This window comes from Candidatus Kryptonium sp. (assembly GCA_025060635.1).
In the GTDB taxonomy this organism is placed as follows: Bacteria; Bacteroidota; Ignavibacteria; order Kryptoniales; family Kryptoniaceae; genus Kryptonium.
In genome coordinates this window covers 155,208-177,476 of the sequence record JANXBN010000002.1, presented here as the reverse complement: position 1 = coordinate 177,476, position 22,269 = coordinate 155,208, and the positions used below count along the sequence as shown (strand labels likewise).

21 protein-coding genes are annotated in these 22,269 nt (G+C 37.8%); 4 read left to right on the top strand and 17 right to left on the bottom strand.

Translation table 11 applies throughout. The features are described 5' to 3' along the window. Window positions 1-36 precede the first annotated feature (36 nt). The 3 genes from NZ923_05140 to NZ923_05130 are packed head-to-tail and all read left to right on the top strand — an operon-like array spanning window position 37 to window position 3,967. A complete protein-coding gene (locus NZ923_05140) occupies window positions 37-753 on the top strand; it encodes a HisA/HisF-related TIM barrel protein (GenBank protein MCS7229402.1) in 717 nt (238 codons plus the stop codon). 18 nt (window positions 754-771) lie between these two features. Next, window positions 772-2,619, top strand: coding sequence for a bifunctional homocysteine S-methyltransferase/methylenetetrahydrofolate reductase (locus NZ923_05135; GenBank protein MCS7229401.1), 1,848 nt, complete (start codon window positions 772-774; stop codon window positions 2,617-2,619). A gap of 19 nt (window positions 2,620-2,638) precedes the next feature. After that, on the top strand, window positions 2,639-3,967 hold the full coding sequence (locus NZ923_05130) for a thymidine phosphorylase (protein MCS7229400.1): 1,329 nt from the start codon (window positions 2,639-2,641) through the stop codon (window positions 3,965-3,967). A gap of 52 nt (window positions 3,968-4,019) precedes the next feature. On the opposite strand, the gene NZ923_05125 is transcribed toward NZ923_05130, so the two are convergent. From NZ923_05125 to NZ923_05100, 6 genes are all read right to left on the bottom strand, one after another. After that, complete coding sequence (locus NZ923_05125) at window positions 4,020-6,107, bottom strand: T9SS type A sorting domain-containing protein (protein MCS7229399.1); 2,088 nt, start codon at window positions 6,105-6,107, stop codon at window positions 4,020-4,022. Between the two features lie 177 nt (window positions 6,108-6,284). After that, window positions 6,285-7,427: a tRNA guanosine(34) transglycosylase Tgt gene (gene tgt / locus NZ923_05120; GenBank protein ID MCS7229398.1), complete on the bottom strand. Its 1,143-nt coding sequence runs from the start codon at window positions 7,425-7,427 to the stop codon at window positions 6,285-6,287. Between the two features lie 23 nt (window positions 7,428-7,450). Next, entirely contained in the window at window positions 7,451-7,627 is a 177-nt protein-coding gene (locus tag NZ923_05115; GenBank protein MCS7229397.1) for a hypothetical protein, read from the bottom strand. A gap of 25 nt (window positions 7,628-7,652) precedes the next feature. Next, window positions 7,653-8,339 (bottom strand): ABC transporter ATP-binding protein, encoded by a 687-nt coding sequence (locus NZ923_05110; protein ID MCS7229396.1) that lies wholly within the window; start codon window positions 8,337-8,339, stop codon window positions 7,653-7,655. A gap of 30 nt (window positions 8,340-8,369) precedes the next feature. Further along, window positions 8,370-9,653: an isocitrate dehydrogenase (NADP(+)) gene (icd, locus tag NZ923_05105; GenBank protein MCS7229395.1), complete on the bottom strand. Its 1,284-nt coding sequence runs from the start codon at window positions 9,651-9,653 to the stop codon at window positions 8,370-8,372. 16 nt (window positions 9,654-9,669) lie between these two features. Continuing rightward, entirely contained in the window at window positions 9,670-10,206 is a 537-nt protein-coding gene (locus NZ923_05100) for an HIT family protein (protein MCS7229394.1), read from the bottom strand. Between the two features lie 88 nt (window positions 10,207-10,294). Here NZ923_05100 and NZ923_05095 point away from each other — a divergent pair, with 88 nt between their 5' ends. Beyond that, a complete protein-coding gene (locus NZ923_05095) occupies window positions 10,295-11,326 on the top strand; it encodes a glycosyltransferase family 2 protein (protein MCS7229393.1) in 1,032 nt (343 codons plus the stop codon). Here NZ923_05095 and NZ923_05090 read toward each other — a convergent pair. The 11 genes from NZ923_05090 to NZ923_05040 form a co-directional block, all read right to left on the bottom strand. Further along, window positions 11,323-12,507, bottom strand: coding sequence for an anhydro-N-acetylmuramic acid kinase (locus tag NZ923_05090; protein ID MCS7229392.1), 1,185 nt, complete (start codon window positions 12,505-12,507; stop codon window positions 11,323-11,325). The two genes, NZ923_05095 and NZ923_05090, sit on opposite strands and share 4 nt — an antisense overlap. A gap of 17 nt (window positions 12,508-12,524) precedes the next feature. Continuing rightward, entirely contained in the window at window positions 12,525-13,355 is an 831-nt protein-coding gene (locus NZ923_05085; protein MCS7229391.1) for an ABC transporter substrate-binding protein, read from the bottom strand. A 29-nt stretch (window positions 13,356-13,384) separates the two neighbouring features. Further along, on the bottom strand, window positions 13,385-14,050 hold the full coding sequence (gene nth, locus NZ923_05080) for an endonuclease III (protein MCS7229390.1): 666 nt from the start codon (window positions 14,048-14,050) through the stop codon (window positions 13,385-13,387). A 3-nt stretch (window positions 14,051-14,053) separates the two neighbouring features. After that, on the bottom strand, window positions 14,054-14,440 hold the full coding sequence (locus NZ923_05075) for a (2Fe-2S) ferredoxin domain-containing protein (GenBank protein ID MCS7229389.1): 387 nt from the start codon (window positions 14,438-14,440) through the stop codon (window positions 14,054-14,056). A gap of 19 nt (window positions 14,441-14,459) precedes the next feature. Then, window positions 14,460-14,714 carry a hypothetical protein gene (locus NZ923_05070; protein MCS7229388.1) on the bottom strand — a complete coding sequence of 85 codons (255 nt, stop codon included), beginning with the start codon at window positions 14,712-14,714 and terminating at the stop codon, window positions 14,460-14,462. Continuing rightward, window positions 14,714-15,001 (bottom strand): (2Fe-2S)-binding protein, encoded by a 288-nt coding sequence (locus NZ923_05065; GenBank protein ID MCS7229387.1) that lies wholly within the window; start codon window positions 14,999-15,001, stop codon window positions 14,714-14,716. Before NZ923_05065 ends, NZ923_05070 begins: the two co-directional genes overlap by 1 nt. 48 nt (window positions 15,002-15,049) lie before the next feature. Next, on the bottom strand, window positions 15,050-15,781 hold the full coding sequence (locus NZ923_05060) for a methyltransferase domain-containing protein (protein MCS7229386.1): 732 nt from the start codon (window positions 15,779-15,781) through the stop codon (window positions 15,050-15,052). A 17-nt stretch (window positions 15,782-15,798) separates the two neighbouring features. Continuing rightward, window positions 15,799-17,955: a UvrD-helicase domain-containing protein gene (locus NZ923_05055; protein MCS7229385.1), complete on the bottom strand. Its 2,157-nt coding sequence runs from the start codon at window positions 17,953-17,955 to the stop codon at window positions 15,799-15,801. Window positions 17,956-17,972: 17 nt separating this feature from the next. Continuing rightward, the gene (locus tag NZ923_05050) at window positions 17,973-18,896 is read right to left on the bottom strand and encodes a transketolase family protein (GenBank protein ID MCS7229384.1); all 924 of its coding nucleotides are present in this window, start codon (window positions 18,894-18,896) and stop codon (window positions 17,973-17,975) included. Continuing rightward, window positions 18,896-19,753, bottom strand: a complete 858-nt coding sequence (locus NZ923_05045; protein MCS7229383.1) for a transketolase — start codon at window positions 19,751-19,753, stop codon at window positions 18,896-18,898. Before NZ923_05045 ends, NZ923_05050 begins: the two co-directional genes overlap by 1 nt. Before the next feature lie 282 nt (window positions 19,754-20,035). Next, the gene (locus NZ923_05040) at window positions 20,036-22,261 is read right to left on the bottom strand and encodes a polyribonucleotide nucleotidyltransferase (protein MCS7229382.1); all 2,226 of its coding nucleotides are present in this window, start codon (window positions 22,259-22,261) and stop codon (window positions 20,036-20,038) included. Between the last annotated feature and the right edge of the window lie 8 nt (window positions 22,262-22,269).

Below are 22,269 nucleotides of genomic sequence, written 5' to 3'. Positions count from 1 at the left end.
AAATTTAGTCAAGCATAATTAAGGAGCAAAGATGAGATGATCCTTGTAATACCGACAATTGAAATAAAGAGTGGAAAATGTGCGCGCATCATTCAAGGATTGCCAGAAAGTCCAAAATCTTATCCAGACGATCCTGTAGAAGTTGCGAAAATATGGAGGAAGGAAAATGCGAAAACTTTATATGTCGTTGATACTGATGCAAAAATTTCTGGAAAATTGCAAAACCTTGAAACCATAAAAAAAATCGTTGATGCTGTTGATATACCAATAATGTTAAGCGGTGGCTTAAAAGACTATGAAAACATAAAACTTGCGATTGATTGCGGCGCCTTAAGAATTGCACTTGATGCCGTGATACTTAAAACCCCTAAGCTTTTAAAGGAAATTGTAAACGAATTAAGCTCAACGAGAATCGCACTGTTAATTGAAGCAAAAAATGGATATGTGGCCGATTTTAATCTAAGTGCGATAGAAATTGCAAAAGAAGTAATGGAGTTTGGAATTGAAAGGATCATTTATCATGATGTTAACGAAGATGAAACGCTAAATTTTGAGGCACTTAAAAATTTGGCTGAAAAAACCAACATAAAAATAACCGCTGAAGGTGAGTTAAATGGATACAACGATTTGAAAAAACTTATGGAGTTTGAAAGCTGGGGGATTGATTCAATTATACTTAGCAAATCACTTTACTATAATAAATTTCCCTGTCAGCAACTCTGGCGTGTGATAGAAGCGGAGGTGGATCTGTAAAATAAATTTTATAAAAAAATGAAAAGGTCATTTCTGGAAAGATTACAAGATGATAGACCTATAATCTGTGATGGTGCAATGGGGACAATGCTTGATCTTTATGAATACCATGAGCAACCGAGATGTATCCACAATATATTAAATCCCGATATAGTTGCAAGGATCCACCGTGAATATATTGAAGCAGGAGCGGAAATAATTGAAACAAATACATTTGATGCGAATAGGTTTCGGCTTGAGTTTTATCACCTTCAAGATAAAATTAAAGAAATTAACAAATCTGGAGTTGAAATAGCCAAGTCGGTTGCTGGGGAAAATGTATATGTTGCTGGCTCAATCGGTCCAACAGGAAAATTACTTGAACCGCTTGGAAAAATAAAAATTCAGCAGGTCAAGGATGTATTTAAAGAGCAAGCGGAAATTTTAATTTCATCAGGCGTTGATCTTATAATCCTTGAGACATTTGTTAGCTTAAACGAGCTTGATGCGGCAATTGAAGCAGTAAAAGAAATATCTAACGAAATCCCAATCATTGCGCAGAAGACATTTCCAGAAGATGGGGCAATCCTTGCGACAGATTTCCCGATTGAGGTCGTAAAACACATAAAAGAAAAAGGTGTAACAGTTGTTGGTTCAAACTGCACGGTTGGACCGCAGAGGATGTTTTCAATTATAAAAGCAATGTATCAAGATGATGTAATTCTTTCTGCTCAACCTGCTGCGGGAATTCCAACTCTCGTTGATGGACGCTCCGTTTATCATGCAAGTCCCGAATACCTTGCAACCTACGCCAAGCAACTCGTTGAAGCTGGAGTTAAAATAATCGGTGCTTGTTGCGGTTCAACACCTTCACATATCAAAGCAATTGCGAATGCAGTAAGCCATTTAAAATTGAAAAGAGCAAAAATTAACATAAAAATAAAAGAATCTGATAGCGAGAAAGCACAATATATAAACGAGCTCAAAGCGCAAGAGATAATATCAGAAGATAGAATTTCCGAATTTTCAAAAAAGATCGGGAAAAAATTTTTAACGACTGTTGAACTTGATATCCCGCGCGGGCTTGATATGAGTTCTGTGATTGAAGGAGCGAAGTATTTAAAGCAAAATGGAATTGACGCAGTAAACATAACAGATGGAGCAAGAGCAAGATTTAGAATGGATCCTGTTGCAATATCTCATCTTGTCCAAACGAAAGCTGAAATTGAAACCATCACTCACATCGCCTGTAGAGACAGAAACTTGATCGGATTACAAGGGTTGCTTCTTGGAGCGTGGGCTCTCGGGATAAAAAACATACTTGCCATAACTGGAGATCCCGCAAAAATAGGTGATTTCCCACATGCCACAACCGTTTTAGATGTTGACTCAATTGGGCTTATAAAAATTTTGAAAAACATGAACCACGGTCTGGACGCAATGGGAAATACAATCAATGAGCCAACGAATTTTTTAATAGCATGTGCAACAAATCCAACAAGTCAAAATCTTGATTATGAAATTTCGCGACTTGAACAAAAAGTTGAGGCAGGTGCTCAAATTGTATTCACACAGCCATTATATGAAATGAAAACACTTGAACTTTTTATGAAAAAAATTGAACATTTAAAAATTCCCGTAATGCTTGGAATTTTACCTTTGAGAAGCTATAAACACGCCGAGTTTCTCCATAACGAGGTTCCTGGAATCAACATTCCAGATTGGGTTCGCGAGAAACTTTTCCTTGCCCGTGATGATGCTGGGAAAATAGGGATTGAAATCTCAGCACAATTTTTAAAAGAGGCGAAATCACTTGTTCAAGGAGTTTATCTTCTCCCACCATTTAAAAAGTATCATATAGCAATTGAAATACTCCAAAAAATTTAAAAACAAATTCATACCAAAAATGCTACCTCAGGAAATCATCCGCAGAAAAAGAGATGGTAAAAGATTAACACGAGATGAAATTTTATTCATCGTTAATGGCTATTTAAATGGAACAATTCCCGATTATCAAATGTCCGCTTTTTTGATGGCGGTATATTTTCAAGGAATGGATTTTGAAGAGACAACTTATCTTACTGAAATAATGTTAAACTCTGGACAGGTTGTTGATTTATCAGATGTCCCAGGTATAAAGGTTGATAAGCATTCAACTGGCGGAGTTGGTGATAAGGTCTCGCTAATTCTTGCGCCGATTGTCGCGTCGGTAGGTATTCCTGTGCCGATGATTTCGGGTCGCGGACTTGGTCATACAGGTGGAACTCTTGACAAATTGGAGTCAATCCCTGGCTTTAGGACAAATCTTTCCATTGACGAATATAAAAGAGTTATTTCTGAAATTGGTCTTGTCATGATAGGTCAAACAAAAGAAATTGCACCTGCAGATAAGAAAATTTACGCCCTTCGTGATGTTACAGCAACTGTTGAATCAATACCTTTGATTTCAGCAAGCATAATGAGCAAAAAGCTTGCTGAAGGGATTGATGCTCTTGTCCTTGATGTGAAAACGGGGCAAGGAGCTTTCATGCAGGAATATGAAAAATCTCTTCAACTTGCGCAAACTCTCTTCACAATAGGGAAAAACTTTGGTAAAAAAGTAATTGCGTTTATAACGGATATGAACCAACCACTTGGATATGCAGTTGGAAACTGGCTTGAAGTTGTTGAATCAATTCAGTGTCTACGCGGTTATGATGTACCAGACCTGATGTATGTCACCTATGTTCTCGCTGGAGCTATGATAATGCTTGGTGGAAAAGCGAATTCTATAGAAGATGGAATAAAAATTGCTAAAAAAGCAGTTCATTCAGGCGAAGCTTATGAAAAATTTATTCAACTTGTAAAAAAACAAGGTGGAGATACAAGCTATATTGAAAATCCCGAAAAATATCCGCTTCCCAAGCATTCAATTGAAATTAAAAGCATGTTTGATGGTTATATCTATGAAATTGACGCCTTGGAAATTGGGCTGGTCTCGGTTATGCTCGGAGCTGGAAGAACAAAAGTAGATGATATTATTGATCCAAAAGCTGGGATCGTTTTAAAAAAGAAGGTCGGAGACAAAGTTGAATCTGGGGAACAAATTGCTGTTTTTTACACAGATAGAGATGATGTCATAAAAATAGCGAAGGAGCGACTTTCAAAAGCATTTAAAATTAAAGAATCAAAACCTGAGTTACCAAAGTTGGTAAAAACAATAATTGATGACGCTGGGATAAGAAATTGGGAATAAAAAAAGGGCAGGCATACTGCCTGCCCTTTCACTTTCAACCTTTACGACTTCATTACTTGATCAACAACATCTTCTTCGTCGCGACGAAATCATCAGCCGTTAATCTATAGAAGTAAACTCCACTTGCAAGTCCTCTCGCGTTGAATTCAACGGTATGAACACCAGCCCTCATGTATTCATCTTTCAAGACAGCGATTCTTTCACCAAGAGCATTAAATACTTCAAGTTTAACTCTCGCATCTTTCGGCAAAGCAAATCCAATCTTTGTGCTTGGGTTGAATGGGTTTGGATAGTTTTGATATAGTTCAAACTTAACAGGCATATCTGGTGTTGGGAATTCAATGCCTGTTAATTTGCTTATTGAAAGTTGTAATAATCTCACGACATACTTCGGATTGTGGATACCATAGCTTCTATCTCTATAGACATACAAATAGTTCCAGAAAGCTTGCTTCAGTCTAACGGAGTCGGGATCAGTTCTTATCTGTGCCCAATCAACCGTAGGTTGTCCTCTTGGCGGAAGTGCTCTTGCAAGCATTTCAGTAAGACCTTCAACTTCCTTGGTAAATGGTTCAAGCGTACCATCCATATCATAATCATAACCTGCCATGATATCATCAAATTTCGTGATTCCAGTGTGGCATTGCACACATCCAGTAATGTTATCATATCTTTTACCATCAGGAGCTATATATGTCATTTTCCAAGTATGTCCACCAATTTTATCTCTTGCAACATGTCCTGTGTCTGGGGTTGCTGACATATGGCAACCGACACAAGAATTTTCAATGAGACGGTGAGCAACACTGCTTGGAACTGTTTCACCCCAAGTATAACCATTTTGACCAAGGTAAACATCTGCTGCACCCCTGTAGTGTGGACCCCAAGTGCCACTTAAAGCTGTTGTATTAACATAAGTTAATGCGCCTCTGCGATATTTGTGGCAATTAAAGCAAATCTTTCCTTTACCAAGGTTAATTTGCGAATAATTAAATCCGTTACCAAGCGTGTCTGCTGATACTGGAGCTTCTCTTAATTCACCTGAGTGTGGATCGTGGCAGGTTTGGCAAGTTATAGATGTGAGTTTAATTCTGCTATAACCTGTTGCTGCTCTGTTATCAAAAGATTCGTTTCTGACAAAACTTACAAACGCAGCGCCATCATGGCAACGGACACAAGCGTTAAGATTGTATTGTCCTGGTTGAATTGGTCCAGCAGGTGAAGTTCTAAATGTAGTTGACCATGGTCCACGTGAGTGTCCTGAATATTCCCACTGGACATACTCATTATATCTCCATGGTTGATTGTGACATTGTGCACAAACTTCCGAACTCATCGTTTCAGGCTGAGTTCCTGCTCCAAAGTGAGATGGATTATACGGACCATGACAGCTTTCGCAACCGATTGTCGCAACTAAGCTCAATCCTTTTTTATCAGTTGTTAGTAATGAATCATATAAACCTGGCCTTGGTGGTCTCCATTGACTCCAGTCAAATCCAACTTGTCTTGCGACATCATCATACCCTTTGTTATTTGCCATGGTATTATAGCCAGTTGTATGACATCTTCCACATCTTTCTGGAGTCCAAACAGTCGGGACAACCTGACCATTCATTGCACGCTCAAACATAGTCGCATGCTTTGATGACTTCCACTTTGAGTAAATTTCAGGAGTTGCGCTCTTATGGCAGGTTGCACAGTTAAGAGCTGCTCCAGAAATATCTTTCCAATTAACCCCAGTATAGTCAGCTGCTATAATTGTGATTGTTGTGTCATCTCCACCCGCTACAAGTCTTATTTGATATGTTCCTTTAACATCGGGCACGAAAGTTGTCCATTGCGTATTTGTGCTTGAAAGAACAGCATTAGAACCTGTTGGTTTGCCTATAAGCGACCACGAATATGATGACGCTACTTTAAAAGTAGTATCTCCAGAAACATCCCATCCAGAAAGCCATACCACAGTTCCAGTACCAACAACGGAAAGCCCAGTTGATATGGAATCAAGATTTGTAATGCCCCTTTCCTGCTGGAGGCGATATGGAGACATACCTTCAATTTTGATATACGCCTTTGGTTGAGCTAAAAGAACGAGTGGTAAAATCAAAAGAATTAATAAAGCCGTTGCTTTTAGTTTCATTTTTGCACCTATAATTTAATTTTTCAACTTATCAGCAAAAACGCAAAATAAGTTATCACAACTTTTATGCCAAACAAAAAATTTTTAAATTTTTTTAATTTTTGTAAGTCTTGGAGGTCAAAATAGCCACAAATTTTCATTTTAGCATGTCGCAACATTCATCATCTCACTTAAAGGTTATTTTTCAACTTTTACACCTTCACGCATTCGCTTGATTAGGCTTTCTTTCCACTCAAAAAAATCCCCTTTTATGATATGATTTCTTGCTTCCTTGACGAGCCAAAGATAAAAAGCAAGGTTATGAATTGAGGCAAGTTGAAGCGCAAGTATTTCATCAGCGTTAAAAAGATGACGGAGGTAGGCTCTCGTGAAGTTTTTGCAAGTATAACAATCGCATTCAGGATCAACAGGCGTGAAGTCGTCTTTGTAAATTGAGTTTTTTATGCTGAATTTCCCATTCCTTGTGTAAAGTGTTGCATTTCTTCCATTTCGCGTCGGTATCACGCAATCAAACATATCAACCCCCCGAGAGATTGACTCAAGTATGTTTTCAGGCGTTCCCACGCCCATAAGATATCTCGGTTTATCCCAAGGTAAAAGCGAAGCTGTAAACTCAGTTATCTGATACATTATATCAACAGGTTCACCAACCGCAAGCCCACCTATAGCATAACCATGAAAATCAAGTTTTAAAAGTTCTTCAACACTATTAGCTCTTATTTCTGGATAGACACTTCCTTGAACGATCCCAAAGATTGCCTGACTATGTCCATAAAGTGGTTGCGTTTTGTCAAATTTTTCTCTTGCTCTTTTTGCCCATTCAATTGTTAGTTGATTTGATTTTAAGGCATAATCGTAATCACACGGATAAGGTGTGCACTCGTCAAGACACATCATTATATCTGAACCAAGTATTCGTTGAATCTCAACAACGCTTTCAGGAGTAAAAAAATGATACGAACCATCAATATGAGATTGAAATTTCACCCCATCCTTTGAAATTTTTCTGAACTGAGCCAGACTAAAAATTTGAAATCCTCCACTATCAGTTAAAATTCCTCTTTCCCAGCTTATAAACCTATGTAATCCTCCAGCTTTAAGGATAACATCAGTTCCAGGTCTTAAATAAAGATGGTATGTGTTTCCAAGTATTAACTTCGCACCTATTTCAATCAATTCTCTCTGTTCAACTGCCTTAACAGTTCCTTGAGTGCCGACAGGCATGAAAACTGGCGTCTCAACGACACCATGATCGGTGTAGATCAACCCAGCGCGTGCGGAACTTTTCGTATCAACTGCTACGAGTTCAAATCTAAACACCGCAAATTTTCAAATCTCAATTTTTACGATTCCTCCTCCACCTGTTGATGAAGCTCGCTTGCTACCTCTTCCTCATCTAAATCAACCGATATTTCTTTCATCAAATCGTTAATCAACCAGTTTGCGATCATATATCCGACCGCAAGTCCAACTCCAAGAGCTGTCAAACCAGCGAGAACGATTTTAACTTCCTTTTTCATTGTTCTTATCTTTTTGTTTTGAATTTTATTTTGCTGTCACGACTTCTTGTATTTTTCCATCAACTATTTTCACAATTCTATCGGCTCTTTCTGCAAGTTTTTCGTTGTGCGTTGCAATTATAAATGTTTGACCATGTTTTTCATTAAGTTCAAAAATTAAATCATGAAGTGCTTCTGCGTTTTTACTATCAAGGTTTCCTGATGGTTCATCCGCAAGAACTATCTCAGGAGAATTCATCAATGCTCGCGCAACAGCAACCCTTTGCTGTTCACCACCGGACAACTCTGATGGCTTATGTTCTATTCTATCTGCAAGACCGACCTCCTTTAAAAGCTCATAAGCCCTGCCTTTAACTTCTTCAAACCTTTTACCTGCTATCATTGCTGGCATTGCAACATTTTCAATTGCGGTGAATTCCGGCAAAAGATGATGAAACTGAAACACAAAACCAATTTTTTTATTCCTAAATTTAGCCAGTTCAACATCGTTCATTTGGAAAACATCAACTCCGTTAACGAAAACCTTTCCATCGGTTGGTCTGTCCAGAGCTCCAAGAATATGAAGAAGTGTGCTCTTCCCAGCTCCAGAAGCACCTACCACCGCAACCACTTCTCCTCTTTCAATTTCAAGATCTATACCTTTCAAGACATGAATTTTAACATTTTTACCGAGCCAAAAGATTTTATGTATGTTTTCAGCTCGCAAAATTATATCCTTCAAATTTGGCCACCAATTATTTTATCACTTCGCTGATAAAACTTCCTCTAAATCGCACTTCATCATGTTTTCAACCATCTTTTGAGCAAATTCACTTGTCTTAACTTCAATAGCTCCTTCCATCTGCCTTGCGAAATCATATGTGACATATTTTTGCTTTATCGTTTCTTCCAATCCATATTCAATCAATTTAGCTGCCTCTTTCCATCCAATGTATTCAAACATCATAACGCCAGAAAGAATAACGGAACCTGGATTCACCTTATCAAGTCCTGCGTATTTAGGTGCAGTTCCATGAGTTGCTTCAAATACAGCGTAAAAATCACTTATGTTTCCACCAGGCGCAATCCCAAGTCCTCCAACAAGCGCAGCTGCGGCATCCGAAAGGTAATCTCCATTTAGATTCGGCGTTGCTATGACATCATATTCAGCCGGTCTTGTGATCAACTGTTGAAACATATTATCAGCAATTCTATCTTTGATAACGATTTTGCTATCTGGCTGTTTCCCTCCGTAATCTTTGTTTAGTTCGTCTTCAGTTATAACATATTCTCTGAACTCTTCAAGCGCAACTTGGTATCCCCATTCACGAAAAGCACCTTCTGTAAACTTCATTATATTTCCTTTGTGAACAAGTGTTACGCTCCTTCGTCCATTTTCAATTGCGTATTTTATCGCCTTTCTGACAAGTCGCTTTGAACCAAATTCCGACATCGGCTTAACACCGATACCAGAATCTCTCCTAACCTTGATCCCAAACTCCCTATCAAGTATATCAATCATCTTCAAAGCTTCAGCTGATCCCATTTTCCATTCAATCCCAGCATAGACATCTTCGGTATTCTCTCTGAAAATAACCACATTAACATCCTGAGGTCGTTTCATCGGGCTTGGAACACCTTCATAATACTTAACAGGTCTGACGCACGCATATAGATCAAGAACTTGTCTTAATGTGACATTTAAACTTCTAATTCCTCCTCCAACTGGTGTTGTCAGAGGTCCTTTGATAGCAATTATATGTTCTTTGATTGCTTCAAGCGTATCATCTGGAAGCCATATCTCGCGATTGTAAACTTTATTTGCTTTTTCACCAGCGTAGATTTCAAACCATACGACTTTTCTTCTCCCTCCATATGCCTTTTCAACTGCGGCGTCAAATACCATTTGAGCAGCTCTCCATATATCAGGTCCTGTCCCGTCTCCCTCAATAAACGGAATTATTGGATTATCTGGCACATGTAATTTTCCGTCTTTGACTGTTATTTTTTCTCCTTCTGAAGGTGGCACTAATCTTTCGTATGGCATAACTTTTTACCTCCTGCTAAGTTACTTGAATTTTGGTTTCATTTATTTTTTGTCTTATTAAACTCGCATATCTTTCAAACTCGCCCTTTGCGTATCTTTTTACGACAGGTTTATACTTCAATCCATCGCCAGAATACCTTGGGATTATATGAAAATGAAAATGGAATATTCTTTGCCCAGCGACAAAGCCATTGTTTGATAAGATATTAAATCCCTCAGGTTTCGGCTCTATTGAATCCATGATCGCTTGCGAAACAATTTTAACAGCCTTTAAAAGATCAAAGTATATTTCCTCGGGCAAAGATAAAAAGTTTTCATAATGCTCTTTTGGAATTACAAGTGCATGTCCAAAATTAATCGGATTGATATCAAGAATTGAAAGCGCATGTTCATTTTCGTAAAGAATTTCGGCTCTCTCCGCGCCTCTCACAATTTTACAAAACACACAGCTTCCCTTCAAATTTGCTTCCATAATTTTTCTTAATGTGTTTCTTCCCGGAAAATTTTTCACTTGAAAAATCCAGAAAGCTATGTAGCGAAAAAAGTTTTTCATCACGGATTAAATTTAATCAAACTGCGGATAAATAACAATTTTGTTTTTACAGTGCGCTTGATTTAAATTTTATTAAAAACTTCACTTGATGTCCCAGCCGAAGGTAAGCGTAATCATACTAAATTGGAACACGAAGCATTTCCTCGCAGAATTTCTGCCAACGGTCATACAAACGAATTATCCTAATCTTGAGGTCATCGTCGCCGACAACGGCTCAACAGATGGAAGTGCCAATTTCGTTAAAGAAAATTTCAAAAATGTAAAACTTATAACTTTTGATAAAAATTACGGCTTTTGCGGAGGATACAACAGGGCTGTTAAATTTGCAAGTGGAGAATATGTCGTGCTTCTAAACTCAGATATTGAAGTCACCCCTAATTGGTTGAATCCGATCATAAACTTTATGGAAGAAAACAAAGATGTATTTGCTTGCCAACCCAAGCTTTTATCTTATTTTGAAAGAAACCGATTTGAATACGCAGGAGCAAGTGGTGGTTTCATAGATAAACTTGGCTATCCATTCTGCCGCGGAAGAATTTTTAATTATTGTGAAGAAGATCTTGGACAATATGACGAAATAAAACAAGTTTTTTGGGCAACTGGTGCTTGTATGGTGATCAGAAAAAAATTTCTTGATGAAATTGGCTTCCTTGATGAAGATTTTTTTGCCCATATGGAAGAAATTGATCTCTGTTGGAGAGCGAACCTTCACGGATATAAAATCTTTTGCATTCCCCAAAGCGTCGTTTACCATGTAGGCGGTGGGACTTTGCCGAAAACAAACCCAAAGAAAACTTTTTTCAATTACAGGAATAGTTTGATAATGCTTGAGAAAAACTTAGCACTTATTGAGCTTCTTTTCGTAATCCCATTGCGTCTTTTATTTGACATATTATCAGCTTTCGTTTTCCTCTTTAAAGGGAACTTTGGCGATTTCATCGCAGTATTCAAAGCACACCTTGACTTTTGGCTTAAGCAACACAAATGGATAAAAAAGAGAATTGAAAACCGCAAAAACATAAAAATGAGAAAAATAGATAACAACCTCATCTTTAAAGGAAGCATCGTGATAGAGCACTTCGTCCTCGGGAAAAAGCGTTTTTCTGAGTTAAAATTTTAAAAATAAATTCCTCCAAGAACCGTTCTACTTCTTGCGCCGGTGACCGAAGTTATGTTAATTGGATTACCCATCACTGTCTCATTTGCAAAAACAGCGAAGCAAATTGCTTCCTTGGCATCCGATGAAACTCCAAACTCATCAGTTATACGAACTGGGACTTTGAAGTATTTCTCTAACGAGTTAAGCATAAATTTATTTTTTGCTCCGCCACCGCTTACAATTACTTCGTTTATCTCGGTATTTGGTTTTATGAAGAGCTCATAATTTTTAAATATCGCATAGACGGTGAACTCAGTTGCGGTTGCGATTATATCAGCAGGTGAAAGCGAAAGTTCCGCCCCCCATTTTAAAACTTGACTGACAAAAGATGATCCAAATTCCTCCCGCCCCGTTGATTTCGGTGGTTTTTTTGTGATGAACGGATGCTCCATCATCTTTTGAAGCAAATCATCCGAAACCTTTCCACTTCTTGCAATCTCTCCATCTTTGTCGTAATCACGATTGAAAAATATCCTTACAAGGGCATCAACGACCATATTTCCAGGTCCAGTATCAAAAGCAACCACATCTTCAACATCGCAATTTCTTTTCAAAATTGTAAAATTGGCAATTCCTCCAATGTTAAGAACTAATCTATTTAAATCACTTGAAGAGAAGACAAGATAATCAAAATAAGGAACGAGCGGAGCACCTTCCCCACCTAAAGCCACATCCCCGACCCTAAAGTTTCCAACAGTTGGAACCCCCGTTAACTTAGCGATAACCCCAGGATCACCTATTTGAAGCGTCGCTTTGACCTTATAACCAAACATTTCAACCCCAACAGGCAAATGCTGTACCGTCTGACCATGCGAACCTATTAGATCAACATCGGTTATTTTCATTCCAAGATCATCAAGAGTCTTGAAGATTGAATCAGCGTAAACATGAGCAAGCAAAAAGTTTAACCTACAAATTTCATCAACCCTGCTTGATTCAGGTTGTGAATTTCTTAAGATCATATTTTTTAGATCGCTTTCAAAATCAAATGTTCGCCAGCCAATGGTTTTTACCTTTGTTTGTCGTCCACTGTTTAAAACTTCTATCACTGCGACATCAACTCCATCTGCCGATGTTCCTGACATCAACCCAATTATAGTTTTGGGATTTTTTTCAGCTAATTTTTTCAACTTTTCAATCATTTATCAACCAAATTTTGTTAATCTGCGAATTCAACTTTGACTTTTCTCGGTATCAATCCCCTTTCAAAGCCGATGTCAAGAAACAATTGAACTGCTCTTCTTCCGCTTTCGCCATAATCAAGCGTCAATTCGTTTACATACATTCCAACAAATTTATCTGCAAGATTATCGTCCATTCCCCTTGCAAATTGTAATGCGTATCCAAGCGCTTGGGCTCTATTTTCAAGTGCAAATTTTATACTTTCATAAAGATATTTTGAAATTCGCTTGATCAACTGCTCATCAAGGCCTTTCCTTACGGCATTCCCTCCCAAAGGAAGTGGCAAACCAGTTTCTTTATACCACCATTCGCCGAGATCAATTATTTTAACAAGACCAGATTTTGAATATGTCAATTGCCCTTCATGAATCAAAAGCCCAGCAGAGACCTCATCGTTCAAAACAGCATCTATTATTTTATCAAACTGAACCACTTTATACTTAACATCTGGCTCAAAAATTTTCAATACCAAAAAAGCACTTGTTAATGTCCCTGGAACCGCAACTGTTAATTTCTTTAAATCATTTAATTCAAATTGCTTTTTTGAAACCAAAATTGGTCCATAACCAATCCCCATGCTCGCACCGCACGGAAGAAGCATATATTTATCTGAAACATAAGCATAAGCATGAAAGGATATCGCCGTCACATCGTAAGCACCTTCAAAAGCCTTCCGGTTCAAAGTTTCAATATCGTTTAAAATATTTATGAATTTTAGATCGCCGGTATCAATTTTGTTGTTTACTAAAGCATAGAACATAAATGCGTCATCTGAATCCGGGCTATGTGCAATGGTTATTTCTCTCATTTTAAACGAATTTTGTTTTAATTATAAATTCACACCTTTGCCGATGGACAAAGCTTGCTAATTTTACAGATGGAACACTTTGGCTTTCTTGCCTCGCAAACATATCTTCCATGCTCACCAATTATGTTGGAAAAAAGAGTCCAACTATTTTTCGGGACTATTTCCATAAGTTCAAACTCAATTTTATCTGGATCCTTGCTCTTTACAAGCCCAAGTCGTGTGGTGACTCTTTTAAGATGTGTATCAACTATTATTCCTTGTTTTCCGAAGGCGTTCGCAAGAACAGCATTTGCCGTTTTCCTGCCAACACCAGGTAGATCAACAAGTTCTTCAAGCGTATCTGGGACACGACCATCATATTTTTCAACAAGGACCTTACAACAATTTTTGATCGCTTTTGCTTTATTTCTGTAAAATCCTGTCGGTTTTATCTCTTGTTCAAGAACTTTGAGATCTGCGTCGGCATAATCATGGGCGGTGCGATATTTTTTGAAAAGATATTCTGTGACCTTGTTAACTCTCTCATCTGTGCACTGCGCTGCAAGTATAGTCGCAACGAGAAGTTCAAGCGGATTGGAAAACCTAAGATGAGTTTTCGCATCTGGATAAAGTTTTTTCAAGACATTTATGATCTTACGAACCCTTTTCTTCTTGTCTTGTGTTGTTTCCTTTGCAAATTGAGATTTAACCGCCATATTTTATTCCCCAGATTGTTCTTGGATATCTTTCAACGGTTCAATCTTTGAGACCTTCATTAGTTCCGGCTTAAATTTTTCATCATAAATCAAAAGTTCCTCAATCACTTTTCCTTCCAACAAGTGCTCATTTACAATTTTATCTATATCGTTTTCATTAACTCTGCCATACCAAATTGCCTCTGGATAAATTACCAAGCTCGGTCCGTATTCACAGGCATCAAGACAACCTGCGGAATTAACGCGAACATATTTATTTAAACCGATCTCTGCGACTTTTTTTCTGAACTTGTTTAACAAATCCTCTGCTCCCTTTCTACCGCATGATCCCCGAGGATGATCAGGCGGACGAGTGTTTGTGCAGATGAAGATATGCTTTTTAAATCTCATCTACCATCGGAATTTTGTTTTAACTTTCTCGTAAATCAATTAACAAAACTATATCTCCGTTTTTTGTTCCTGTGCCTGCAAATGTTTCATCGGTTTTATATTCAAAACCTTGAGACAAATTAAAAAGCACAAAATCCTTTACATCTCTACCACCGTGGTAAATATCATTAACGAATTTCTTAATCATCTCACCGACATTAAATTCACTATCAATTTCATATCTAAAAATTTCACCGGAAAAGCCTTTACCAACCGCAAGAGTTATTTTGCTCATCACCAGTAAGATGTTGTGATTTTAACATCGCCATAAATTTTCGCTGAACATGCGAGGCGTTCATTATCAAGGAATTTTTTCTCTTGCATCAATTTGGCTTCTTCAGAATCTGGCTTTGATAAATTTTCAGCTCCTTGAATTACAACAACACGACAGTGCCCACAAATTTTACTGCCTCCGCATGATTCAGCAAGTGGAACTGAATTTCTAATAGCGACATCAAAAATTGTTTCGCCGTAATGACAATTTAATTCAATGTTCAATTTATGTAAATTTAACACTGGCATATAATTTGCGATTTATTTGCCTAAAATTTACTTAAAGAGCCCGAATAATCAAAGGTTTTTCCACTTTTTCGCGACTATAGCAACATATCCCATCCATTTGTCCCCGCCTTGATCCAGGAAAACACTAACTTCATGCTTGAACTTCTTGACATCCTTGAATTCGTCTTTGGTAAATTTTCTCTCCTTCAGCGAGGTTTTGATTATGCTTCTAAATTTTGAATAATATTTTACAAGTTCGTTGCTGATATCCTCAACGAATACAGGTTCAAATCCATAATCTTTCAAAATTTTTAATTTTTCCTCAAGCGTCTCAATAGCACCACCTTCAACATACCAAGCATCTTGCACATAAGTTGGCACTGGTGTTTTCTTCCAATAAAAATCAGCTATCCCGATGAAGGATTCACTTTTTAAGACCCTACTAAATTCTTTCAAAATCTTGCTTTTTTTATATTGACTCAAAATTCCTTCTGATATTATCAGGTCAAAAGTTTCATTCTTGAAATCAAGTGAAACCGGGCTCATAAGTTTGATCTTCACGAACTCTTCAAGCCCAGCGTTTGCTACTTCGCTTTTCGCAGACACGACAATATAAGGCAATTCATGTATGCCATAGACATTGCACTTGAAATTTTTCGCGATGTATACAACGCTATCCCTTAAGTTTACACTTGCAATTAAAACATTTGATCCTTCCTTTATTTCAATCTTGGAGCATAAAAGCTTCGTTGAGTTTGTTCCCCCGAGAGTTGGAAGTTTTATCTCTTCGCCAAGTCTCATCTTTCAAATGTTAATTTTTAAAAACTTACAATTTTCAAATTTGCATATTTCAAAAGCAAAAGCTTTCGCCCGAAGTTGTGGAAATCAACAACAACGCGAGTATTGTCTGCATATCCAGATACCTCTCTTACAACACCGATTCCGAAAATTTCATGCTCAACGAGCAATCCTGGGACAAGATTTGGAATTGATGTTTTAAGATTGTTTGCTTTGCTCTCATAATACCTTTCCTTTCGCTCGCTCTTTGAGTGATGATATACAACAAGGTCTTCAGGAACCTCGTCAAGGAATCTTGATCTTTTTGATTCAAATATATTTCCAGCCCTCATTCTTCTTTTCGCATATGAAAAATAAAGTTTTTTCATCGCTCGTGTTATTCCAACATAGAAAAGCCGTCTTTCTTCCTCAAGTTCTTTCGTATTATAAAAAGAGCTTGCAATTGGGAAAAGTCCCTCTTCAAGTCCTGTGATAAAAACGACTGGGAATTCAAGTCCTTTTGCACTATGAAGCGTCATCAAAGTTATCGCATCTCTTTTATTTTCCCATGTATCAATGTCAGCTATCAAGGAAACTTCCTCAAGAAACCTTTCAATCGCCCCATCATCTGGATTTTGAATTGAAAATTCGGTTATCGCAGATAAAAGCTCTTCTATGTTTTCAATTCTTTGTTGAGATTCCGGCGTTCCTTCTTGTTTATAATATCTGATAAGGCCGATATCATCAACGAGGGCTCTAACAAGTTCACTTGCACTTATTTTATTTTTCAAATCAATGTATTTACCGATCAAATCACAAAAATTATGTATACTTTTCCTCGCCCTATCGGTAAGCCCTGGGATCGCATATGCCCGGCACATTGCTTCAAAAAGTGATATCCCCTTTGCGCTTGCGAAAGATTTAATCCGTTCTATAGTGACCTCACCAATACCACGGTTTGGAAAGTTTATTATTCTTAACAAACTTTCATCATCTCTTGGATTAACAATAACTTTGAGATAGGCGAGCAAATCTTTAACTTCCTTTCTTTTATAGAAAGCAACGCTACCAACGATCGTATATGGAAAACCCTGGCGACGCAGTTCATCTTCAAATGATCTTGATTGTGCGTTTGTTCTATAGAGAATTACGAAATCACGAAGATTATACTTATTTTTGCGAATTTCTTCCTTGATAAAATAAACGACCTTTTCTGCTTCATCTCGGTCGTCCTTGCACTCAAGCACAACTATTGGCTCACCTTCGCTGTTTTCAGTCCACAGGTTTTTAAGTATTTGTTCAGTGTTGTTTTTTATAACGGAATCCGCTGCTCTAAGAATTTTCTTAGTTGAACGATAGTTTTGCTCAAGTTTGAAGATCTTGCAATCTGGGAAATCTGACTTGAAATCAAGTATGTTTCTTATTTCAGCACCACGCCACGAATAAATACTTTGAGCATCATCTCCAATGACACACAAGTTTCTATGTTTCGCAGAAAGCATCTTCAACAAGATATATTGAACGCGATTTGTGTCTTGATATTCATCAACGAGTATATACTTAAACTTCGTCTGGTATTTTTCAAGCACATCTGGATATCTCTCAAAAAGTTCAATTGATTTGATCAAAAGGTCATCAAAATCCATCGCGTTCCTCTGGAAGAGAGAAGATTGATAAGATTTGTAAATTTGACCAATTTTAACATCAAATTGGTTTTCTGCAAGTGTTAAGAAAAGTTCTGGGGAAATTAGGGCGTTTTTTATATTACTTATTTTCGCTTGAGCAACCGATGGATTTATGCTGTCCTCTGAAAAGTTAAGTTCTTTGATCACGCTTTTTATTAAGCTCAAACTATCGTCCTGATCGTAGATTGTAAAACCTTTAGTATAACCAAGTTTCTCAGCTTCATATCTTAAAATTTTCGCAAACACGGAATGAAAAGTCCCAATCGTGACATTTTTAGCAACATCTCCAACAAGTTTAACTGCACGTTCTTTCATCTCGTTAGCTGCCTTGTTCGTAAATGTCAAGGCAAGTATTTCCCAAGGTCTAACGCCGAGCGATAAAAGATATGCAATCTTGTAAGTTAAAACTCTCGTTTTTCCGCTCCCCGGTCCAGCTAGTATCAAAATAGGTCCGTTTACCCACTTTACAGCTTCTCTTTGCTGATTGTTAAGATCTTTCAAAAAATCTTTCATATTCTTTAAAAACGAAATTATTTCAAAAATTCCCTAACTACTTTCGCAATCCCTTTAGGATCAAGTCCGTATTTTTCATAAAGTTCTTTCGGGCTCCCGGACTCCCCAAACTTTCTCATCCCAATTCTTTTCACCTTGACTGGATAATTTTCACTCAAGACTTCCATCACTGCTGAACCGAGTCCGCCAAAGATGCTGTGATCTTCAACAGTGACTATTTTTCCAGTTTCAATTGCACACTTTATTACAAGTTCTTCATCTATCGGTTTAATCGTGTGTATATTTACAACTCTTGCGCTTATTCCTTCTTTTTCAAGTTCTTCAGCTGCGAGCAAAGAATTAAAAACAACTCCACCAGTTGCAAAAATAGTTACATCTTTTCCGTCTTTTAGAACCACACCTTTTCCAAATTGAAATTTATAGTTAGATGGATTAATTTCTTCAAGCGGTTGTCTTGTCAAACGCAAAAACACTGGTCCTTTGTATGACGCAATATATTCTACTGCTTGTTTTGTTTCAATATCGTCTGCTGGTTGAACAACAACGACATTCGGTAGAGCTCTCATAAGAGCGATATCTTCAAGTCCCATTTGGCTATATCCATCTTCCCCTATCCCGATACCAGCGTGAGTTCCGACAAGTTTAACATTTGCATTGTTATATGCTACTGATACTCTAATTGTTTCATATCTTCCAATCAAAAAACAAGCAAAACTACATGCGAATGGAATTTTTCCAGCCAACGCAAGTCCTGCTGCCGTCCCAATCATGTTTTGCTCTGCGATTCCCATTTCAAAAAATCTATGAGGGAATTTCTTCGCAAATTTAATTGACATAGTTGATTTTGAAAGATCTGCGTCAAGGACTACTATATCATGGTTTTTTTCACCGAGTTCTTCAAGTGCTTCACCAAAAGAAAGACGCGTTGCTTTAGCTGGCATTATTTCACCTCCACTTTTTGTGATAAAAGTTCGTTCAATTGTTGCTCAAGCTCTGCAAGGGCAAGCTTAGTTTCTTCATCATTTGGAGCTTTGCCATGCCACTCGTGGTTATCTTCCATAAATGAAACTCCTTTTCCTTTGATCGTATGCGCAATTATGAAAGTCGGTTTACCCTTCACAAGTTCAGCTTCATTAAGTGCAAACAAAATCTGCTCAAAATCGTGTCCATCAATCTCAATTACATTCCAATTAAATGCTTTCAATTTATCAGCAAGAGGTTCAATATCCATTACATCTTTAACATAACCATCAATTTGACCTTTATTGTAATCAACGATTGCACAAAGATTGTCAAGCTTAAATTTTGGAGCTGACATTATCGCCTCCCATACCTGACCTTCCTGCATTTCGCCGTCACCAAGGAGACAGTAGACGCGATAATTTTTCCCATCAATTTTTCCAGCGAGCGCTATCCCCTGTGCAATTGATAAACCTTGTCCAAGTGAACCAGTAGAAGCTTCCACATATGGAAGGTCAACTCGTGATGGATGACCTTGAAGTCGTGAGTTTATTTTTCTCAATGTGAAAAGTTCATCATAAGGTATGATTCCCCTATGCGCTAAAACAGCATAAAGAGCTGGAACCCCATGTCCTTTTGACAATATGAAACGATCTCTGTCAGGATCAAGTGCGTTTTCAGGTGTTCTTTTTATTTTCTCCCAAAATAGCGCAACGAGAATTTCAACACAAGAAAGTGAACCGCCAGCATGACCTGATCCAGCCTTGTTTAGCATTTTGATTATGTCAATCCTGATCTTCGTTGCAATAACTTTGAGATCAAAAATTGAGTTTTGCATTCATCCATTGACTTTAATTTTTAATTAAACTTTGCAGAATCTGTTAAAAAATGAAACTAATTGCGCTCGGCAAAAGATCGTCGCAAAGTTTTAGAAATTTTTGCTCAAAGTCAAAATGCAGCAGAAAAATATAAAAATTCCCACAATAAAAAACAATTTGACATCTTTTTAACAGTCAAAGCGCAACCCCTAACATTTGGTTCAGAATGGTAAACAGAAGGTATGAATAGAGGAATTAAATTTGAAAAGAAAAACCTGTGGGTTTGAAACAAACCCACAGATTTATCTTCTGGTTCTGTTAGATGAATTTGATTGAGTTTGCTCCGATTGCGTAGTTTGAGATGGTCTTTGTTGTGTTTTCTGTTCCGATTTCGGAAGCAAAGATTTTCTACTTAAAGTAAATCTCCCCATATCATCAATCGTTAATATCTGAACTTCAATTTCATCTCCAACTTTAAGCACATCTGAAACCTTCTCAATTCTCTTGTAATCAATCTCGGAAATGTGAAGCAATCCAATTTTGCCAGGCAATATCTCAACAAATGCACCAAAATCAACAATTTTACGAACGATTCCTTTGTAAACTTTTCCAACCTCTGGAACCTCGGCAAGCTGTTCAACCATTTGCTTTGCTTTCTCGCATGCTTCTTTATTTGGCCCACTTATCCAAACCAATCCGTCATTTTCAATGAACACCTCGGCTCCAAATTCTTGTTTCATCATTTTAATGTTTTTCCCAGCTGGACCGATCACCCATCCGATCATCTCAACTGGAATTCTTGTAGTTATTAACCTCGGGGCATGGGGGGAAATTTCAGGACGAGGCCCTGGAATTGTTTGCTCAAGTATATCAAGTATCTTCATCCTCGCTTCTCTTGCTTGTTCAAGGGCACGCTCAAAAATCTCATAACTTATCCCACTTATCTTTATATCCATTTGAAAAGCCGTGATCCCATCCCGAGTTCCAGCAACTTTGAAATCCATATCACCAAGCTTATCCTCATTCCCAAGTATATCAGTTAAGATAACAACTTCATCTCCCTCCTTAACAAGCCCCATTGCGATCCCGGCAACATGTTTTTTAAGCGGAATTCCACCATCCAAAAGCGCAAGCGTCCCAGAACAAACCGTCGCCATTGAGGAAGAACCATTTGATTCAAGAATATCTGAAACAACTCTTATCGTGTATGGAAATTCCTCTTCTGATGGTATCAAATTTTTCAGAGCTCTTTCAGCAAGATTTCCGTGGCCAATTTCCCTCCTGCTTGGTCCACGAAATGGTGCAACCTCACCAACTGAGAACGGTGGAAAATTGTAATGAAGCATAAATCTTTTAGTATACTCCGGCAATAATCCATCTATCAATTGTTCATCCATCTTTGTTCCAAGAGTTACCGTCGCAAGCGATTGAGTTTCTCCTCTTGTGAACAAAGCTGAACCGTGAGTTCTTGGTAAAATCCCAACCTCTGCTGTCACAGGTCTTATGTCACTTGGCCCTCTTCCATCAATTCTTCGTCCCTCACGCAGAACCATATATCTCATATCAACACGCTCAATTTCTCCTATCACTTGCTTCACCCAAAATTCAAGCTTGGGATACAATGTTATCAGCGGAACAACATTCCCAGATTCATCAGAGATCGTTTCAGTTGAATATCTCTGCTTGAGCAATTCAATAGTTTCATTTACGATCATATCCATTTTCTCAGCACGCTCAAGTTTTTTCATCGGTGTCCTGTTAAGTTCCTTGATCTTCGGCTCGGCTATTTCCTTGACATCATTGATAATTTTTTCAGGTATCTCTTCTTTAACGAGTTCCCGCTTCGGTTTACCGATTTCTTTTGCTATCTCAATTTGAACTTCACAAATTTTTTTGATGTATTCATGAGCAAATTTTATCGCCTCAACCATATCTTTTTCAGAGATCTCCTTCGCTTCGCCTTCAACCATCACAATTGAATCAATTGTCCCTGCAACGACAAGATCAAGATCGCTTTTTTCAAGCTGCGAGATCGTCGGATTTATAACAAATTGTCCATCTATTCTTCCAACCCTTACTTCTGCAATTGGTCCATTCCAAGGAATGTCCGAAATCATCAATGCTGTTGAGCTTGCAATTCCACCGATGACATCTGGATCATTTTCAAGATCAAATGAAAAAACCGTAACCGTTATTTGCGTCTCGCACCTGAACTCCTTTGGGAAAAGAGGTCTCAAAGCTCTATCAATCAGCCTTGCAGATAGAATTTCTTTTTCCGTAGGTTTCCCTTCTCTTTTTTCAAATCCACCTGGAATTTTACCTGCGGCTGATGTTTTTTCCCTATATTCAACGGAAAGAGGCATGAAATCAATGTCTTCCTTTTGCTCCTCTTCCGCAACCGCAGTGGCAAGTACCATCGTATCTGCATATCTTACCATAACTGCTCCATCTGCTTGCTTCGCATATTTCCCTATTTCAAACGAAAGAATTTTGCCACCAATTTCAATTTCTTTCTTAAAATAATTCATAACAACAC

Coding starts and splice junctions, on each gene's coding strand:
- NZ923_05140 (MCS7229402.1), top strand. CDS start 37: ATGATCCTTGTAATACCGACAATTGAAATAAAGAGTGGAAAATGTGCG.
- NZ923_05135 (MCS7229401.1), top strand. CDS start 772: ATGAAAAGGTCATTTCTGGAAAGATTACAAGATGATAGACCTATAATC.
- NZ923_05130 (MCS7229400.1), top strand. CDS start 2,639: ATGCTACCTCAGGAAATCATCCGCAGAAAAAGAGATGGTAAAAGATTA.
- NZ923_05125 (MCS7229399.1), bottom strand. CDS start 6,107: ATGAAACTAAAAGCAACGGCTTTATTAATTCTTTTGATTTTACCACTC.
- NZ923_05115 (MCS7229397.1), bottom strand. CDS start 7,627: ATGAAAAAGGAAGTTAAAATCGTTCTCGCTGGTTTGACAGCTCTTGGA.
- icd (MCS7229395.1), bottom strand. CDS start 9,653: ATGCCATACGAAAGATTAGTGCCACCTTCAGAAGGAGAAAAAATAACA.
- NZ923_05100 (MCS7229394.1), bottom strand. CDS start 10,206: ATGAAAAACTTTTTTCGCTACATAGCTTTCTGGATTTTTCAAGTGAAA.
- NZ923_05095 (MCS7229393.1), top strand. CDS start 10,295: ATGTCCCAGCCGAAGGTAAGCGTAATCATACTAAATTGGAACACGAAG.
- NZ923_05090 (MCS7229392.1), bottom strand. CDS start 12,507: ATGATTGAAAAGTTGAAAAAATTAGCTGAAAAAAATCCCAAAACTATA.
- NZ923_05085 (MCS7229391.1), bottom strand. CDS start 13,355: ATGAGAGAAATAACCATTGCACATAGCCCGGATTCAGATGACGCATTT.
- nth (MCS7229390.1), bottom strand. CDS start 14,050: ATGGCGGTTAAATCTCAATTTGCAAAGGAAACAACACAAGACAAGAAG.
- NZ923_05075 (MCS7229389.1), bottom strand. CDS start 14,440: ATGAGATTTAAAAAGCATATCTTCATCTGCACAAACACTCGTCCGCCT.
- NZ923_05070 (MCS7229388.1), bottom strand. CDS start 14,714: ATGAGCAAAATAACTCTTGCGGTTGGTAAAGGCTTTTCCGGTGAAATT.
- NZ923_05065 (MCS7229387.1), bottom strand. CDS start 15,001: ATGCCAGTGTTAAATTTACATAAATTGAACATTGAATTAAATTGTCAT.
- NZ923_05060 (MCS7229386.1), bottom strand. CDS start 15,781: ATGAGACTTGGCGAAGAGATAAAACTTCCAACTCTCGGGGGAACAAAC.
- NZ923_05055 (MCS7229385.1), bottom strand. CDS start 17,955: ATGAAAGATTTTTTGAAAGATCTTAACAATCAGCAAAGAGAAGCTGTA.
- NZ923_05050 (MCS7229384.1), bottom strand. CDS start 18,896: ATGCCAGCTAAAGCAACGCGTCTTTCTTTTGGTGAAGCACTTGAAGAA.
- NZ923_05045 (MCS7229383.1), bottom strand. CDS start 19,753: ATGCAAAACTCAATTTTTGATCTCAAAGTTATTGCAACGAAGATCAGG.
- NZ923_05040 (MCS7229382.1), bottom strand. CDS start 22,261: ATGAATTATTTTAAGAAAGAAATTGAAATTGGTGGCAAAATTCTTTCG.